Below are 16,163 nucleotides of genomic sequence, written 5' to 3'. Positions count from 1 at the left end.
TTACGGGGGCGGGCGGCGCGGGGCGGACAATTCGCCCGCCCCGGCGATGCTCGGATTGCGCTGGCGAGGTCCGAAAAAGGCTATGCGACAGCGCGGTCAGTGGAAAATTGCCGAATTCTCGTTTGCCTGGAATTCACTATCCGTGGTTGCGCCGGTGCGGGCGGCGGTATTGCCGACGGATATTTTCATTTTTGATTATCGACGCGCCCACCGCGCGTCCATCGGCGGTGTGGCCGGCCCGCCGGTCTACCCGAGCCGGGGGCCGAAACCGAGCCGCTGTCGTGGTGGATCAGAGTTGTGCGGTCTGCTCGCACGGCGGCAGGCCGTCGGCCTGCCGGAGTACTTCGGCGACGGACTCCAGGTACAGCAGCGTGCGCAGCGACACGCCGTTCACGGCTTGCCCGAGCCGGCGCAGAGCCGAATTGTCCAGGTGCGCGATCACTTCGGCGTCGTCGGCCCGGTCGGGGCCGGGGTCGAAGACGAAATAGTTGGGGTCGAGCCCGAACACATGCGCCAGCCCGGCGCGCGCCTGCTCCGGGAGCGTGGTGAGCTGCCCGCGCCGAACTTTCGCCAGGTGACCTGGTTCCAGGTCGTACCCGGCCGCGGTCACCCATGTCTCGACCGTATCGTCGGCGAGCGGGCGCCCGTGCGCACGCTCCCACATCTCGAACGCTAGGTTCAGCCGGGCAGTGATATCGATGTCCACGACCGCCTCCACCTTCTGGGGACATAGCCTCTTGACGGGTCAAACATTCACTCGACCGTAGCGTGGGAGCAGTCGATCACCGTGATTTCACGGCAAATGTCCGGTTGCATAGGGGACGGAACAGACTGAATCCCCGATTCACGGGGACGATGGTCTCGAGGAGGTGGGTGTGCGACTGAGTTCCGAGGAAGCCCGCAAACGATTCGCGACCAGTCCGGTCGCGCGGTTGGCAACCGTTTCGGCGCGGCTGCGCCCGCATCTGGTCCCTATCGTGTTCGTGGTGGCCGGCGACGTCATCTACACCAGCGTGGACGCCAAGCCCAAGACGACCACGGCGTTGCGCCGCCTGGACAACATCGCCGCGAACCCGGCGGTGGCCGTGCTCGCCGACCGCTACGGCGACGACTGGACCCAGCTGTGGTGGGCCCGCGCCGACGGAGCCGCCCGCATCGCGGACGGCGCCGAGGCGGAGGCGGCGATCCGTCGATTGACCGCGCGCTACCCGCAATACGAACGACAGCCGCCGCCGGGACCGGTGATAGCCATCGACGTGGCCCGCTGGTCGGGATGGTCCGCGCGCTGAGCGCGCCGCGCCGGTTCGGGTACAGTCCGATTCGTCGCCTCCCGCCGTGGGAGTCGCCTTGCCGGACCACCTGTCGAGTCGATCGTGAGGATCGCATGCCCTCGAATTTCGCGCTGAAGGCCATGAATACCGCGCACCGCGTCCTGCTGAAGGTCAGCTTCGGGAAGCTGGGCAACGATTTCGCGGGCATGCCGTCGCTCGAGCTCACGACCACCGGACGCAAATCCGGCCGTCCGCACGCGGTCATGCTCACCGCTCCGGTCGTGGACGGCGACACCTACGTCATCGTCGCCTCCCGTGGCGGCGACCCGGTGCACCCGGCATGGTTTCTGAACCTGCGCGACAACCCGGACGTCGTCGTGTCGGTGCGCAGCGGTCCGAAGGTGCCCATGACGGCTCGGGTGGCCACGGCCGAGGAGCGGGCCGCGCTGTGGCCCCGCGTCACCGCCGCGGCGAAGAACTACGCCGACTACCAGACGAAGACCACGCGCGAGATTCCGCTCGTCCTGCTGACGCCGAAGCAGTGAGACCGCCGCTGGGTGACGGCCGGGCTCGGTAGTCGCGCAGCACCAGTCCGGACATCCGGCCGCCTGCGCTCGCGCCGAGCGTCGTCCTATCGGGTAGAGCGGAGCACCGGACGGGGTTGCGGACGCGCCTGCTCGAGTTGCGCGGCGATCGGGAGGATCGTCGTCTCGCCGTTCGTGGGGCCGACGAGCTGGACCGCGAGGGGCAGCCCGTCGTCGCCCACACCGGCGGGCACCGACGCCGCGGGATGGCCGGTGACGTTCCAGATCGCGGTGTACGCGACCATCGGAACCGAGGCGAGCTGAGCTCGCGCGGTGTTCGCCCCGTCGAGCACACCCAGCAGCGGTGGGCGGATCGCGATGGTGGGCGTCAGCAGCAGATCGCACTCGGTGAAGATTCGATCGGCCTTGCGCCGCACCGCCTCCCCACGCCGGATCGCCCATTCGACGACCCGCCCGCGCGCCCACGCGCCGAGCGCGACCGTCTGCCTGGTGCGGTGTTCGAGCAGCTCCGGATGGTCCACCTCGGCCAGTTCGGCGCGCACGCCGCCGAAGAACTGCGGGAAGAAGGCGTGGGTCGAATCCGGGTATCCGGGGTCGATCTCCGCGACCGTGTGGCCCAGCTCGGCGAGCAGTCTCGCGGTGTCGCGGACGACCCGCACGTGCTGCGGGTCCACTTTCACCAGCGGAATGGGGGATTTCGCGCTGTAGCCGATGCGCATCGGCCGGGCCGGGCCGCGCGCCGCCGCCTCGAAGGAGAGGTCCGGGTCCGGCGCACGGAAGCGGTCGGTGCGGGTGGCGCCGCGAATGACGTCGTAGACCACGGCGGAGTCCAGCACGCCGCGGGTGAGCGGTCCGGCTACCCCCAGCGCCCACCACAGGTGCTCGTTCGGGGCGATCGGCACGCGGCCCCGTTGCGGTTTCAGCCCGAACAACCCGCAGCATGCCGCGGGAATCCGGATCGATCCGCCGCCGTCGCCGCCGAGGGCGGCGGGCACCAGACCGGCCGCCACCGCGGCGGCGGACCCGCCGCTCGACCCGCCGGTGGAGCGGCTGTGGTCCCACGGGTTGCGGGCCATGCCGAAGGTGCTGGACTCGGTGAACGGCCACTGCCCGAATTCCGGCATCGTGGTCTTGCCGACGATGACCGCTCCGGCCGCGCGCAGCCTGCGCACCGCCTCGGCGTCCGCCACGGCGGGCGTCGCGTTCGCCCTGGTGCCGAAGCTGGTCACCACGCCAGCGACGTCGAATTCGTCCTTCACCGCGATCGGCACCCCGTGCAAGGGGCCGACCGGGTCGCCCGCCGCCCGCGCCCGGTCTCGTTCGACCGCCTCGGCCCTGGCCTCCTCGCGCAGGACGCGGGTGAAGGCGCCGAGATCCGCGGCCGCATCGATTCCGTCGAGCGTCGCTTCGACGAGTTGCTCCGCGGACAGCGCGCCCTGCGCCAACAGCTCGCGCTGTTCGAGCACGCCCGAGGAAACGACCTCCTGGAGATCCATCCGCTACCGCTCCTTCCGGGCCGCCGGTGCCGACATGCTCGACCGTATGCAGTCGAGCGACCATTCCGCAATCACCCCGTCGGCGAGCCCGGCCGATCCGGCGGACTCACCCGGTCGCCGGGCCTTTCGTCAGGGCGGCGGGGCGCTCCAGCTTGGAGTGGGTGCGCGAATACGCGAAATAGACGATCAGGCCGACGACCAGCCAGCTCGCGAACCGCGCCCAGGTCTCCCACGGCAGCGACCAGATCAGGTACATCGAGAATCCGATGCCGATCAGCGGCACCACCGGCATGAACGGCAGCCGGAACTCGCGCGGCTCCTCGGGGCGGGTGCGCCGCAGCACGATCACCGCGACGGACACCACGATGAACGCCATCAGGATGCCGATATTGGTCAGCTCGGCGACCACCGTGATATCCAGCAACCCGGCCATCAGCGCCGACCCGATACCGACGATCCAGGTCACCCGGGTGGGCACCTTGCGGACCGGATGGGTCTTGGCGAACCACTCCGGCAGCAGCCCGTCGCGGCTCATGGCGAACCAGACCCGGGTGACGCCGAGCATGAAGGTGAGCACCACGGTGACGATGCCGACGATGGCGCCGACCGCGATGATGTTCGCGACGCCCGGCTGCCCGACCGACTCGAAGGCGGTGGAGAATCCGCTGGTCGGGCTGATCTCGGTGTATCTCTGCATGCCGGTCAGCACCAGCGTGGCCAGCACGTAGAGCACCATGGCGATGGCCAGCGAATAGATGATCGCCTTCGGCAGGTGCTTCTTGCCCTCGGTGGACTCCTCGGCGGCGGTGCTCATCGCGTCGTAACCGAACACGGCGAAGAAGACCGTGGCCGCGCCCGTCCACACCGCCCCGGCGCCGAACGGGAAGTACGGGGTGTAGTTCGAGCTGTCGATATGGAACACGCCGAGCACCACGATCAGCACCACCAAGGCGACCTTGACGCCGACGGCCACGGTCTCGAACCGGCCGACGCTGCGGATGCCGCGCGACAGCAGCCAGGCCGTGCCGAGGCAGAACAGGACGGCGAACACATCGATCACGTGCCCTTCGCCGGTGCCCGAGGCGCCCATCATCCAATCCGGCAGCGTGATGTCGACCTGCTCCAGCAGGAACTTGAAATATCCGGAGACGCCGATGGCGACCACCGCCGCGACCGCGATGTACTCCAGCAACAGATCCCACCCGATGAACCAGCCCGCGATCTCGCCGAGCGACACGTACCCGTAGGTGTAGGCGGACCCGGCCTTGGGGATCATCCCGGCGAATTCGGCGTAACACAGCGCGGCGGCGCCACTGGCCACACCCGCGATGAGGAACGAGATCAACACCGACGGTCCGGTGACGGAGTGCGCGACCGCGCCCGCCAGGGTGAAGATGCCCGCGCCGATGATGCCGCCGACGCCGATCGCGGTGAGCTGCCACAGGCCGAGCGACCGCGCCAGCTGCTCGTCGGCCGCGGCGGCCTCGTCCTCCACTTCGCCGAGCGGTTTCCGGCGCGTCATCTGGCTGCGTAAATGCGCGAAGGACATGTTTCACCCTGTGTTGGTTCTTCCAGCGCCTGCGGCGCTGGGTGTTCGCGTACCGGCATTCTACGGTCGGCTTTCGCGACTGCGGCCGAGTATCGTGAACCCGGGTGTCGCCTGTTCGTGCGCTCAGCGGTCGCGGCCGAAGGAGCGCAGGAAGAACGCGATGTTGGCGGGACGCTCGGCCAGCCTGCGCATGAAGTAGCCGTACCACTGGTCGCCGTAGGGCAGGTAGACGCGCAGTGCGTGGCCCGCTCCGGCCAGCCGCAGCTGTTCGGCGTCGCGGATGCCGTGCAGCATCTGGAACTCGTAATCGCCCGTCTTGCGCCCGCTTTCGCTGACTCCGCGCAGCGCCGCATCGATCAGCGCCGGGTCGTGCGTGGCGATCATCGGGTAACCCTTGCCCTCCATCAGGACCCGCAGGCAACGCAAGTAGGACTCGTCCACCGCGGATCGGCTCTGATAGGCCACCGACGCCGGTTCGCGATAGGCGCCCTTGCACAACCGGATCCGTGAACCAGGCCCGGCGAAGTACCGGCAGTCCTGCTCGGTGCGTTTGAGATACGCCTGCAAGACCGTGCCCAGCCACGGGAAATCCAGCCGCAGCTCACGCACGATGGACAGCGTCGAGTCGGTGGTGGTGTGGTCCTCGGCGTCCACGGTCACCCAGACCCCGGCGGCCTTCGCCGCCGTGCAGATCTCGTAGGCGTGCTCGCGGGCGATGGCGTACCCGTTCTGCGGCAGCGACTGGCCCAGCGCGGACAGCTTGAGCGAAACCTCCAGCCGAGGTACCGGCGCCTCGTGCACGGCCCGCAGTTCGCCCAGCGCCGACAGCAGCCGCAGGTAGTGCGCGACGGTTCCGCGAGCGCGGTCGAGATCGGTGGTGTCCTCGCCCAGGTAGTCGATGCTCACGAAGCGGCCGGAGCCGAGCAGCGCCGAGGACGCGGCTACCGCGTCGCCCTCGGTCTCGCCCGCGACGAAACGGTCGACCAGCTTCTTGGTGGTCGGCATGCGGGTGATCGCGCGCTCGATGCGCGGGGAACGCGACGCCGCCAGGACGGCGGGCCGCAGCAGTCCGGAGAAGGCCATCACAACTCCTGGTGCGGGTAGCGGTGGTCGGTCGCGGGGACGAAGGTTTCCTTGATCGTGCGAGCGGAGGTCCAGCGCAGCAGGTGCTGTGCCGAGCCTGCCTTGTCGTTGGTGCCGGAGGCACGCGACCCGCCGAACGGCTGCTGGCCGACGACCGCGCCGGTGGGCTTGTCGTTGACGTAGAAGTTGCCCGCCGTGAAGCGCAACCGCTCGACAGCGGCGCCGATCGCGGCCCGGTCCTCGGCGACGACCGCGCCGGTCAGGCCGTAGGGTGAGCCGCGGTCGATCAGGTCGAGCGTGGCCTCGAACGATCCGCGTCCCGAATCGTCGTAGACGTGCACGGCGAGGATCGGTCCGAAGTACTCGGTGCGGAACGCCTCGTCGGTGGGGTCGTCGCCGAGCAGGACGGTGGGCTCGACGAAATAGCCGACGCTGTCGTCGGCGTGACCGCCTGTGGCGACGGTCAGGCCGGGCGTCGCCTTGGCGCGCGCGAGGGCGTCGGTGTTCTTCGCGAAGGCGCGCCGGTCGATGAGTGCGCCGCCGAAGTGGCGGAAGTCGGTGACGTCGCCGTAGCTGAGCGCGGCCACCCGGTCGAGGAACTCCCGGCCCATCCGGTCCCACAGGGAACGCGGCAGGAACGCGCGCGAGGCAGCCGAGCACTTCTGGCCCTGGTAGTCGAACGCGCCGCGGATCAGGGCCGTGCTCAGCACCTCGGGATCGGCGGAGCTGTGCGCCACGACGAAGTCCTTGCCGCCGGTCTCGCCGACCAGACGCGGGTAGGTGTCGTAGTGGTCGAGATTCGCCGCCACGGTGCGCCAGAGGTGCCGGAAGGTCGCGGTGGACCCGGTGAAGTGGATGCCGGCGAGACGGTGATCGGCCAGCGCCACCTCCGACACTTCGGGTCCGGCGCCGTGCACCATGTTGATCACGCCGGGCGGCAGACCGGCGGCTTCCAGCAGCCGCATCGTCCAGTACGCCGCCACCGACTGGGTGAGCGCGGGCTTCCACACGACGGTGTTGCCCATCAGCGCGGGCGCGGTGGGCAGGTTGCCCGCGATGGCGGAGAAGTTGAACGGCGTGATCGCGTAGACGAAGCCTTCGAGCGGGCGGTAGTCCACCTGATTCCACACCCCCGGCGCCGAGATCGGCTGGTCGGCCAGAATCCGGCGGGCGAAGTGCACGTTGAATCGCCAGAAGTCGACCAGCTCGCACGGAGTGTCGACCTCGGCCTGGTAGGCCGTCTTGGATTGGCCCAGCATCGTTGCGGCGGCGATGGTTTCGCGCCACGGCCCGGCCAGCAGGTCGGCGGCGCGCAGGAAGATCGCGGCGCGCTCGGCGAACGACAGCGCACGCCAGTCCGGCGCCGCGGCGGTCGCCGCCGCGATGGCGTCGCGCACCTCGCCCGCTCCGGCCGTGCCGAGCGTGCCGAGGACGGCGGCGTGCCGGTGCGGCTGCACCACCCGGACGCGCTCGCCGGAACCTTCCTGGTGCACGCCGCCGATGACGTGCGTCACGTCGGTCGGCGTCGCGGCGAGTTCGGCCAGCTTCACCCGCAGGCGCTCGCGTTCGGCGGTGCCCGGCGCGAAACTGCCCACCGGTTCGTTGACCGGCGGTGGCGGGGCAACGACGGCGTCCATGAGACCTCCTGCTATTTCGGTGATTTTCCGGTAGAGGGAAGTCAACACCGGAAAACTGCCCGGAGAATGAGTCAGTCGGACAAAGATGGGACAAGTGCGTTGTCGAGTTGGCCGAAGGACGGGAACGTGGCCGGGGATGGTGAGCGGATCGCCGCGGACATCGATCTGTTCGAGCTGGCGCAGCTGATCGCGCACCACGCGGGCGGGATGGTGTCGATCGAGGATCCGCGCTCGCACGTGCTCGCGTACTCGGCGTCCGACGAGAACGCCGACCCCTTGCGCGTGCGATCGATCCTCGGCCGGGAGGGACCGCCGGAATATCTGACGTTGCTGCGGCAATGGGGCGTTTTCGATCGCCTGCGGGAAACCGGCGAGGTCGTCGACGTTCCCGCGCACGACGAGCTGAACATCAAGCGCAGGTTGGTGATCGGCATCCGCCGTCCCGCGGACGTGGACGCCCGCGCGCCACGGGTGCTCGGAGCGATCTGGTTGCAACAGGGCGATCGGCCGTTCGAACCGGACGCGGCCGAGATCCTGCGCGGCGCGGCGGCCATCGCCGGGCGCCTGATCTCCCGGACTCTGGACGCGCCGACCACCGCGGCGCTGGTGACTCGGCGGCTGTTCGGCGCGGGTGGCCCTGCGGTCGACACGGCGGTAGTGGCGGACGCGCTGAACCTGCCGCCGACCGGTCCGGCGGCGGTGATCGGGTTCGCGCTCGGGCCCGGCGGGCAGGCGTCCGGCGCCGATGCCGCCGCGCTGGGCAGCGCTCTGCGCTTGCACGCCAGCTCTTTTCGCGGTGACTCGGTGACCGCGACGATCGGTGGGCGCGTCTATGTGCTGCTGCCCGGCTACCGCTCCGCGCAGGCGGTGACGGCCTGGACCCGGCAGTTGATCGAGCAGTTCGAGAATCGGCGCTCGCTGTGGTTGCGGGCGGCGATCGCCTGCCCGGTCCCCGATCTGGGCGAGGTGGCCGCAGCGCGCGCGGAGGTCGATCGGGTGCTCGACAGTACTGTCACGGCCGCACCCGGGCAGCGGGTGACCACTCTCGCCGAGGCACGGACGGCGGTGCTGCTGGGCGAGGTGCTCGACCTCGTCGGATCGCGGGCGGAACTGCGCGATCCCCGGCTGCGAGCGCTGTTCGACTACGACCGCAAGCATTCCGCGAACCTGCGCGAGAGTGCCGAGACCTATCTGCGCGAACACGGCGACGTGCGCGCCGCCGCCGCGGCGCTGTGCGTGCATCCGAATACGCTGCGCTACCGGCTGCGCCGGGTCGAGGACATCCTCGGCATGAACCTCGACGACCCGGCCGATCGCCTGCTGCTGGAGATCCAGCTCGCCCTGCACCGTCGCCTGCCCGCCCGGCCGTGACCGCCACCCGCACCGCCCACGGCGGGCGCGCAGCGACAGCCACCGTGCAAATCCCGCCGACCTGCGCCGACGTGCCGATCCGGTGAATGGGCGGCCGACCGGCCCGCTGCGCGATATCCCTGCCGAAGCGGTCGGCAGCGCTCTACAGTTGAGCGCAGGAACCCGGGTCACGGCCCCGGGAAGGCGTTCGGCTCGGTCCGCGCCGGACACCCTCCGGGTCCCCGTCACGGAGGACGAGATGACCGCACGACGTCATACGCTCGAGGTGGGGTCGCGATTCGGGCCGTACCGCCTGGATCGCCTGATCGGTCGTGGCGGCATGGGGGAAGTGTTCGAGGCCTACGACACCGTCAAGGACCGCGTCATCGCGCTGAAGGTGCTGCCCGAGCGACTGCACGACGACCCGGTGTTCCGGGAACGGTTCCGGCGCGAGTCCCATGTCGCGGCGCGTTTGCAGGAGCCGCACATCATCCCGATCCACGACTACGGCGAGATCGACGGCCGGCTCTTCATCGACATGCGGCTGGTCGGCGGCGACAGCCTGCGCGCGGTGCTGAACGAGCAGGCGCCGCTGGACCCGCGGCGGTCGATCGCGATCGTGCGACAGGTCGCCGCGGCCCTGGACGCCGCGCACGCCGACGGCCTGGTGCACCGCGACATCAAGCCGGACAACATCCTGCTCACCGCCGACGGCTTCGCCTACCTGGTGGACTTCGGCATCGCGCAGTCGGCCACCGCCGAGAGTCTCACCAGCGACGGCTCGGCGATCGGATCGTTCCACTACATGGCGCCGGAGCGGTTCCACTCCCGCGCGGTCACCCCCGCCGCCGACATCTACGCCCTGACCTGCGTGCTGTACGAGTGCCTGACCGGTTCGCGACCGTACCCGAAGGACACCGAGGCGCAGATCATCTCGGCCCACCTGTTCGAGCCGCCGCCGCGGCCGCATGCGCACCGGCCCGCACTGCCCGCCCCGCTGGACGCGGTGGTCGCGCGCGGTATGGCCAAAGAACCGCGGGCACGGTACGGCACGGCGGGTGAGCTGGGAGCGGCTGCGCAGGCGGCGCTGGCCGAGGCGGCCACCGGCGGCCCGGCGCGGGCGCCGACCGATCCGGGGGACGGAGGTCCGCCGACCGGTGCGGGTCCGCCGGGCGAGCGGTCGGGGGCGACGAGCGGTCCGCCGGAGCCGGGCGGCCGCGACGGCAGGCGGCGACCACGCCGTCGACGCCTGCTCCGGGTGCTCGCCCTGCTGTGCGTCGTGCTGCTGGCCGCCGTGCTCGGCTTCGTCGGCTGGGAGCTGACCCGTCCGACCACCGGCGCCGCCGTGCCCGACGCGAGCGCCCCGCACGGCCCGGACGTCGAACTCCTGTCGCTGGTCGGTTCGGCGGGCTACAAACGGGCCAACTGCGTGCACGAGGACCCCGACCCGCCCACGGTCGCCGTCGTGTTCTGCGCCGCGAATCCGGCCGCGAGCAATCCCGCGGCGCGATTCCTGCGGTTCCGCACGGTCGACCAACTGCGCGGCTACACCTCGACGTTGCTGGCCAGCCTGCAAGCGCGTAACTGCCCCGGCGACCCGCCCGGCAAGGACGGACCGATGCTGCGTGACGGCGACGAGATCGGCCGCAAGTCCTGTTTCATCAGCAGGGTGGACGATCCCGCGGCGCCCCGGCCGGGGCTGCTGGTCGCGGACGAGCAGGCGATGGCGGTCGCGGTCTACATCTGGGGCCCCGCCGAGCAGGCGTACCGCGACTACGTCGCCGCCCGCGACGGCGGCGCGTTCCGCACGACCGATACCGCCGCGGATCCGGACTATTTCACCGAAGCCGACCGTGCGGTGCTCGGCCATCTGGCCGGTGATTTCGGTCCGGGCAACTGCAGGCACGTCGATCCGCCGCCCGGCCCGGTGGACGCGGTGCTGACCTGTGGCACGAAGGCCGGGTTCCCGACCGCGGAATTCTACGGTTTCCCGGACGAGGAGTCGGCGACGTACCTGTACGAGGCCAACCGCGGGCAGTTCTCCGGCCATGTGTGCGGTCGCGGCGAGCGGGGCGACGACGTGTGGCGGCAGGACGGCAACGTTCTCGGCCGTTTCTTCTGTTACCCGGCCGACGATCCCGCGCTCGGGCCCAGTTGTCTGTTCCTGGTGCACGACAAGTTCGCCCTCGCCGCGCACTTCTGCACCCTGCGCTCCGATCACCCGGATCCGGGACCGAAGAGCGAGGCCGAGCTGACGGCGTGGTTCCGCCAGCACTTCGGCTAGCGTCACGTCCCGGCGCTGCGAGGTAACCGGTGCGCATGCCGCCGATTCGCCGGGCGGCCGCTCGCCGCGCCGCGTCCCGCTTCGAGTTGCCGTCCGGCCGGATTTCCGGGATTCTGGATGGTCACGGGCGCGAGTAGCACACCCTGTTCCGGCTGAGGGTCCAGTTCACCCACCCGCTACGGTCTAGGCGCCGTTCGTCCTGATCTGGTTCATCCTCGGTTACCTGGTGGCGCTACCGTTTCCGGTACGCGGAAAAAGGAGCCGGCGGCATGGAGTTCCGACATCTGGTTTCATTCATCACGATTGCCGAAGAGCTGCATTTCGGCCGCGCAGCGCAGCGCTTGCATCTCACGCAGCCCAGTCTCAGTGCCCAGCTGCAGAAGCTGGAGAAGTCGCTCGGCGTGCAACTGGTCGCACGCAATTCGCACGAGGTCAAGCTGACCCCGGCGGGCCGGGAGTTCGAGAGTCAGGCCCGGCTCATCGTGGCGCAGATGGACCGCGCGGCCCAGGCCGCGAAGGCGACCGCCGAAGGGCGGGCGGGCACCCTCAACATCGGTTACAACCTTCCGGCCAGCAGACATGTGCTGCCGGAGGCGCTCACCAGGATGACCGAGCGGCACCCCGACATCGTGGTGTCGCTGTGGGAGAAGCGCACCGGCCCGCAGCTGGCCGCGCTCTGCGACGGGTCGCTGGACCTCGCCCTGGTGTACGGCCATCCGAGCACGACCGATTTCCGGTACCGGCGGCTGCTGCATCGGGTGCCGCTGGTCGCCGTGGTCGGGCGCCGACATCGATGGGCCGATCGGCCCGGCGTTCCCTTCGCCGAACTAGAGGGCCAGGATTGCGTGCTGTTCGCCCGCGAGCAGTGTCCGGCCATGTACGACTCGATCTTCCGCGCGGCCGCGGATTCCCGGATCTCCCTGACGGTGGCGCACACCGCCGACGACCCCGGTGCGACGGCGCACATGGTCTCGGTGCGCCCGCTGGTGGGATTCGCGTCGCTGCCGCGGGCGATTTCGATGGGCATGGGTGGGCCGGGGAGTGCTTCGGTCGCGGTCAAACTGTTGGATCCGGTGCCGACGCTCGATTTGTACGCGGTGTGGCGTGCGGACGAGTCGAATCCGTCGGTCGGCTTTTTCTTGGATTGCATCGATTCCCCGGAACCGGCGCAAATCGATATTGCCCGCGCGGTGTCGGCCTGACCACGTCGATAGGTGATGACATTCGCGCGGTAGGAACCGCGATATCGACAGCACGATAATTCGGTGCGGCCGACCACAATTCGACATTGTGAACACAGTTTCTGTCATCGCGGTGTCGGTCGGAGAAAATGGTTTCGATCTTCCGGACTCGGCGAGTTTGTATTCGGTGATCTCCGGTGCGGCGGCCGAGCATCCGGACCGGCTTTCGCTGTGCGACGCCGACGGAACGCAGCTCACCAGCGCCGAGGTGGACCGAAGGGCGCGCGCCCTGGCCTCGGCGCTGGCCGCACGCGGCGTCACGGCCGGCGATCGGGTCGCGGTGCTCGGCCGCACGAGCCTGGCCTGGGTGCTGCTGGATTGCGCGCTGCTGGCCCTCGGCGCGGTGGTGGTGCCGGTCTATCCCACGTCCTCGCCCAGCCAGATCGAGCACATCCTCAGCGACAGCGGCAGCGCGTATTTCGCCGCCGAGAGCGCCGAGGACGCCGAGCGGCTGCGCGCGGCGGGCGCGGGGGAGGTCTGGGTCTTCGAGCAGATCGCGGACTGGGCCACCGGCGCGATCGATCCCGGGCTGGCCGCGCGCATGGCCGAGGTGCGACCCGACGACCTGGCGATGATCGTGTACACCAGCGGCACCACCGGCGTAGCCAAGGGCTGCCTGATCACCCACCGCAACATGTTCGTGTCCTCGGCAAACACGGTGCGCCGCACCGGCGACATGTTCGACGGGACCACCGTGCTGGCCCTGCCGCTGGCGCACGTCTTCGGCCAGACCATCCTGTTCGCCTGCCTGTTCGGCGGCAGCCGCACCCACCTGCTGCCCGGCATTCCCGACCTGGTGCCGGTGCTGCCGACGGTGCGGCCGACCTTCCTCGCGATGATCCCCTACGGCCTGGAGAAGATCCGCAAGTACTGCCGCACCCTGCTCACCGAAGACGAGGAGCGGGAGGCGGTGCGCCGCGGCCTGGAGCTGATGCGGGCGCAGGCAGCGCCGGAACCGTCGGCGCACCCGGTGGCGGCAGCGCTCGGCGGCGAGCTGCGCCACGTCATCTCCGGTGGCGCCTCGCTGGACGACTCGACGGTCGGGTTCTACGCGGGTTTCGGTGTGCTGCTGCTGAATTGCTACGGCCTCACCGAGGCCGCGACCGCCGTGACGGTGAGCGCCCCGGAGACCAACCGGCTCGGCACGGTCGGCAGGCCGATCCCGGGCACCTCGGTGGCGATCGCCGAGGAGGACGGGGAAGTGCTGGTCGGCGGGCCGCACGTGTCACCGGGCTACTGGGGCGCGGCGGCGAGCCAGTCGCCGGTGGACGCGCAGGGCTGGCTGCACACCGGTGACCTCGGCGAACTCGACGACGACGGATTCCTGCGGATCACCGGACGCAAGAAGGAGATCCTGGTGACCTCCGGCGGCAAGAACGTCGCCCCCACGCCGCTGGAGGACCGAATCCGGCTGCATCCCCTGGTGTCCAACTGCATGGTGCTCGGCGACGGCCGCGATTTCGTCGCGGCCCTGGTCACCGTGGATCCGGTGCAGGTGCAGCGCTGGCGCGCCGCCGATCCGGACGGTGATCTCACCGCCGCCGTCCAATCGGCGATCGACGATGCGAATTCTCTGGTCTCGCGCGCCGAATCGATTCGGGCATTCCGGATCGTGGACGGCGATTTCACCGTTGAAGACGGATTGTCGACGTCGTCCCGGAAACTGCGCCGCGCCGCGATCGCCGAGGCGTACGCGGCGGATATCGAACTGCTGTATTCGGCCCCTCGGCCCGCACGATAGCCGCGGCCGATCGGCCGATGAATCAGGGCCCGCCGCGGTGGTCGACCGCCCGTCGCGGCCACAGACTCGAAATCGGAATTCGACTACCGGAAAGTGATGCGAACATGTACGACGTCATCGTTGTCGGAACCCGGGTGGCGGGTTCCCCGCTGGCCATGCTGCTCGCCAGGAAGGGCTACCGGGTACTCGCCGTCGACCGGGCGAGCTTTCCCAGCGACACCCCGTCGACCCACTACATCCACCAGGCCGGGCTCGGCTTCCTGAAGTCCTGGGGTCTGCTGGATCAGGTCGTCGCCTCCGGCGTGCCGCCGATCCGGCACCTGAACTTCTCCTACACCGATATCGTCATCAACGGGATGGCCGATCCGTCCGCCGACGGCATCGACGCCGTCTACTGCCCGCGCCGCACGGTGCTGGACCAGATCCTGGTCGAGGCCGCGGGCAACGCGGGCGTCGAGGTGATCCAGGGCTTCACCGTCTCCGAACTGGTCTTCGACGGTGACCGCGTGGTCGGCATCCGCGGCGCGATCGGCGAGGGGGCCGAGCAGGAGTTCCGCGCCGCGCTGGTGGTCGGCGCCGACGGCTCGAACTCGATGGTGGCCAAGGCGGTCGGCGCGCAGGAGTACGAGGGCTCGCCCGCGGCGTGCTTCATCTACTACTCCTACTACGAGGGCGTCGACTGGGGCATGCAGCACCGCACCGGTTTCGGCGAGCAGCAGTTCGCGTCCTGGCCGACCAACGACGACCTCGCCTTGGTCGCGGTCATGCGCAAGCGGGACCGGTTCCGCGAGTTCCGCACCGATCCGGACGCGGGCGTGCAGGAGATCGTCGACCAGATCGACCCGGAGATCGGCGCTCGCCTGCGCGACACCGGCAAGCGGGTGGAGCAGTTCCGCCCGATGCTGTACCCCGACAACTACCGCCGCCGGTCCTACGGTCCGGGCTGGGCGCTGGTCGGCGACGCCGGCTACCACAAGGACCCGTTCACCGGCTGGGGCATCACCGACGCGTTCAAGTACGCCCAGTTGCTCGCCGACCGGGTGGACGAGGGCCTGTCCGGCGCGCGTCCGATGGACGAGGCCCTGGCCGAGTACCAGCGCGAGCGCGACGCGCAGAGCGCCAGCACCTACGAGCTGACCCTGAGCATCTCGGAGCTGTCCCTGACCCCGTACTACGACTCGGTGTTCCGCGCGACCTCGATGGACCCCGAGTACACCAAGCACTTCTTCGGGCTGATCGCCGGAATCTACCCGCCGGACAAGTACTTCGGCGAGGAGCAGCTGGCCGCGCTGTACGAGAAGGTCGACTTCCCGACCGCCGCGCGGCACGTCAGCAAGGACGGAGTGACCGCATGAGCGCGCCCGTGCTGACCGCGCTGGGCGACAGCTTCGTCGAAGGGCGCGGCGACGCCGCGCCCGGCGGCGGCTACCGCGGCTGGGTGCCGCGCCTCGGCGGCCAGCTCGGCCTGCGCCCCACGGCGGTGCGCAATCTCGGCGAGCACGGCGCTACCACCACGGTCGTCCTGCAACGGCAACTGCGTGTGGCCCTTTCCGGCCGCTCCGGGCTGTTCGGCGTCGTGGTCGGGGTCAACGACCTGGTGAGCGATTACGACCAGGACCGGTTCGCCCGCAACCTCGCCGAGCTCTTCGGCGCACTGCGGGCGGGCGGCGCGACGGTGTTCACCGCCAGCTACCCGGACATCCCGGCTCGTTTGCCGGTGCCGGACGGATTCCGCGCGCTGCTGCGCGAGCGGTTCGCCTTCGCCAACGCGGTGCTCGCCGACGTCGTCGCCGACACCGGCACGCTGCTGCTGGACATCGCCGCCCAGCCCGAATGGGAACGGCCGCAGATGTGGACCGCCGACGGCCTGCACCCCAGTTCGCTCGGGCATCACCTGTTCGCCGCTGCCGCGGCCGAACTCGTCGCGTCGAGCACCGCGACCACCGTCGCCGCCTGATCATCCATC

The 16,163-nt window shown here is 69.9% G+C and carries 14 protein-coding genes; 9 read left to right on the top strand and 5 right to left on the bottom strand.

What is annotated here, in order from left to right; genetic code table 11:
• Positions 1-195, top strand: a 195-nt coding sequence (locus HOV91_RS39490) for a hypothetical protein (RefSeq protein WP_217440579.1), incomplete at its 5' end; no start/stop codon positions are given.
• Between the two features lie 94 nt (positions 196-289).
• Here HOV91_RS39490 and HOV91_RS16835 read toward each other — a convergent pair.
• On the bottom strand, positions 290-706 hold the full coding sequence (locus HOV91_RS16835) for a hypothetical protein (protein WP_174186345.1): 417 nt from the start codon (positions 704-706) through the stop codon (positions 290-292).
• A 175-nt stretch (positions 707-881) separates the two neighbouring features.
• On the opposite strand from HOV91_RS16835, the gene HOV91_RS16830 reads away from it, so the two are divergent.
• Positions 882-1,289 carry a TIGR03668 family PPOX class F420-dependent oxidoreductase gene (locus tag HOV91_RS16830; protein ID WP_217440593.1) on the top strand — a complete coding sequence of 136 codons (408 nt, stop codon included), beginning with the start codon at positions 882-884 and terminating at the stop codon, positions 1,287-1,289.
• A 95-nt stretch (positions 1,290-1,384) separates the two neighbouring features.
• On the top strand, positions 1,385-1,816 hold the full coding sequence (locus HOV91_RS16825; RefSeq protein ID WP_174186343.1) for a nitroreductase family deazaflavin-dependent oxidoreductase: 432 nt from the start codon (positions 1,385-1,387) through the stop codon (positions 1,814-1,816).
• Between the two features lie 86 nt (positions 1,817-1,902).
• On the opposite strand, the gene HOV91_RS16820 is transcribed toward HOV91_RS16825, so the two are convergent.
• The 4 genes from HOV91_RS16820 to pruA all read right to left on the bottom strand — a co-directional run bounded on the left by HOV91_RS16820 (position 1,903) and on the right by pruA (position 7,581).
• Positions 1,903-3,312, bottom strand: a complete 1,410-nt coding sequence (locus tag HOV91_RS16820; protein WP_174186342.1) for an amidase — start codon at positions 3,310-3,312, stop codon at positions 1,903-1,905.
• A 106-nt stretch (positions 3,313-3,418) separates the two neighbouring features.
• A complete protein-coding gene (locus HOV91_RS16815) occupies positions 3,419-4,861 on the bottom strand; it encodes an amino acid permease (RefSeq protein ID WP_174186341.1) in 1,443 nt (480 codons plus the stop codon).
• Positions 4,862-4,984: 123 nt separating this feature from the next.
• Positions 4,985-5,944 (bottom strand): proline dehydrogenase family protein, encoded by a 960-nt coding sequence (locus tag HOV91_RS16810; protein WP_174186340.1) that lies wholly within the window; start codon positions 5,942-5,944, stop codon positions 4,985-4,987.
• On the bottom strand, positions 5,944-7,581 hold the full coding sequence (pruA, locus tag HOV91_RS16805; RefSeq protein WP_174186339.1) for an L-glutamate gamma-semialdehyde dehydrogenase: 1,638 nt from the start codon (positions 7,579-7,581) through the stop codon (positions 5,944-5,946). Before pruA ends, HOV91_RS16810 begins: the two co-directional genes overlap by 1 nt.
• 126 nt (positions 7,582-7,707) lie before the next feature.
• On the opposite strand from pruA, the gene HOV91_RS16800 reads away from it, so the two are divergent.
• From HOV91_RS16800 to HOV91_RS16775, 6 genes are all read left to right on the top strand, one after another.
• Positions 7,708-8,952 (top strand): PucR family transcriptional regulator, encoded by a 1,245-nt coding sequence (locus HOV91_RS16800; RefSeq protein ID WP_312884657.1) that lies wholly within the window; start codon positions 7,708-7,710, stop codon positions 8,950-8,952.
• 238 nt (positions 8,953-9,190) lie between these two features.
• Positions 9,191-11,215, top strand: coding sequence for a serine/threonine-protein kinase (locus HOV91_RS16795; RefSeq protein ID WP_174186337.1), 2,025 nt, complete (start codon positions 9,191-9,193; stop codon positions 11,213-11,215).
• Between the two features lie 269 nt (positions 11,216-11,484).
• Positions 11,485-12,417 (top strand): LysR family transcriptional regulator, encoded by a 933-nt coding sequence (locus tag HOV91_RS16790; protein WP_174186336.1) that lies wholly within the window; start codon positions 11,485-11,487, stop codon positions 12,415-12,417.
• An 88-nt stretch (positions 12,418-12,505) separates the two neighbouring features.
• On the top strand, positions 12,506-14,197 hold the full coding sequence (locus HOV91_RS16785; RefSeq protein WP_312884656.1) for an AMP-dependent synthetase/ligase: 1,692 nt from the start codon (positions 12,506-12,508) through the stop codon (positions 14,195-14,197).
• Positions 14,198-14,301: 104 nt separating this feature from the next.
• Positions 14,302-15,552: an NAD(P)/FAD-dependent oxidoreductase gene (locus tag HOV91_RS16780; protein WP_174186335.1), complete on the top strand. Its 1,251-nt coding sequence runs from the start codon at positions 14,302-14,304 to the stop codon at positions 15,550-15,552.
• Complete coding sequence (locus HOV91_RS16775; RefSeq protein WP_174186334.1) at positions 15,549-16,154, top strand: SGNH/GDSL hydrolase family protein; 606 nt, start codon at positions 15,549-15,551, stop codon at positions 16,152-16,154. Before HOV91_RS16780 ends, HOV91_RS16775 begins: the two co-directional genes overlap by 4 nt.
• Positions 16,155-16,163: the final 9 nt, after the last annotated feature.

This window comes from Nocardia barduliensis (assembly GCF_013315795.1).
Taxonomy (GTDB): domain Bacteria; phylum Actinomycetota; class Actinomycetes; order Mycobacteriales; family Mycobacteriaceae; genus Nocardia; species Nocardia barduliensis.
Note: the sequence above shows the minus strand (reverse complement) of the source record. Positions and strands in the feature narration are given on the sequence as shown.

Bases quoted from the DNA above. Each gene is read 5' to 3' on its own strand.
- HOV91_RS16825 (WP_174186343.1), top strand. From the start codon at position 1,385: ATGCCCTCGAATTTCGCGCTGAAGGCCATGAATACCGCGCACCGCGTC.
- HOV91_RS16820 (WP_174186342.1), bottom strand. From the start codon at position 3,312: ATGGATCTCCAGGAGGTCGTTTCCTCGGGCGTGCTCGAACAGCGCGAG.
- HOV91_RS16815 (WP_174186341.1), bottom strand. From the start codon at position 4,861: ATGTCCTTCGCGCATTTACGCAGCCAGATGACGCGCCGGAAACCGCTC.
- HOV91_RS16810 (WP_174186340.1), bottom strand. From the start codon at position 5,944: ATGGCCTTCTCCGGACTGCTGCGGCCCGCCGTCCTGGCGGCGTCGCGT.
- pruA (WP_174186339.1), bottom strand. From the start codon at position 7,581: ATGGACGCCGTCGTTGCCCCGCCACCGCCGGTCAACGAACCGGTGGGC.
- HOV91_RS16795 (WP_174186337.1), top strand. From the start codon at position 9,191: ATGACCGCACGACGTCATACGCTCGAGGTGGGGTCGCGATTCGGGCCG.
- HOV91_RS16790 (WP_174186336.1), top strand. From the start codon at position 11,485: ATGGAGTTCCGACATCTGGTTTCATTCATCACGATTGCCGAAGAGCTG.
- HOV91_RS16780 (WP_174186335.1), top strand. From the start codon at position 14,302: ATGTACGACGTCATCGTTGTCGGAACCCGGGTGGCGGGTTCCCCGCTG.
- HOV91_RS16775 (WP_174186334.1), top strand. From the start codon at position 15,549: ATGAGCGCGCCCGTGCTGACCGCGCTGGGCGACAGCTTCGTCGAAGGG.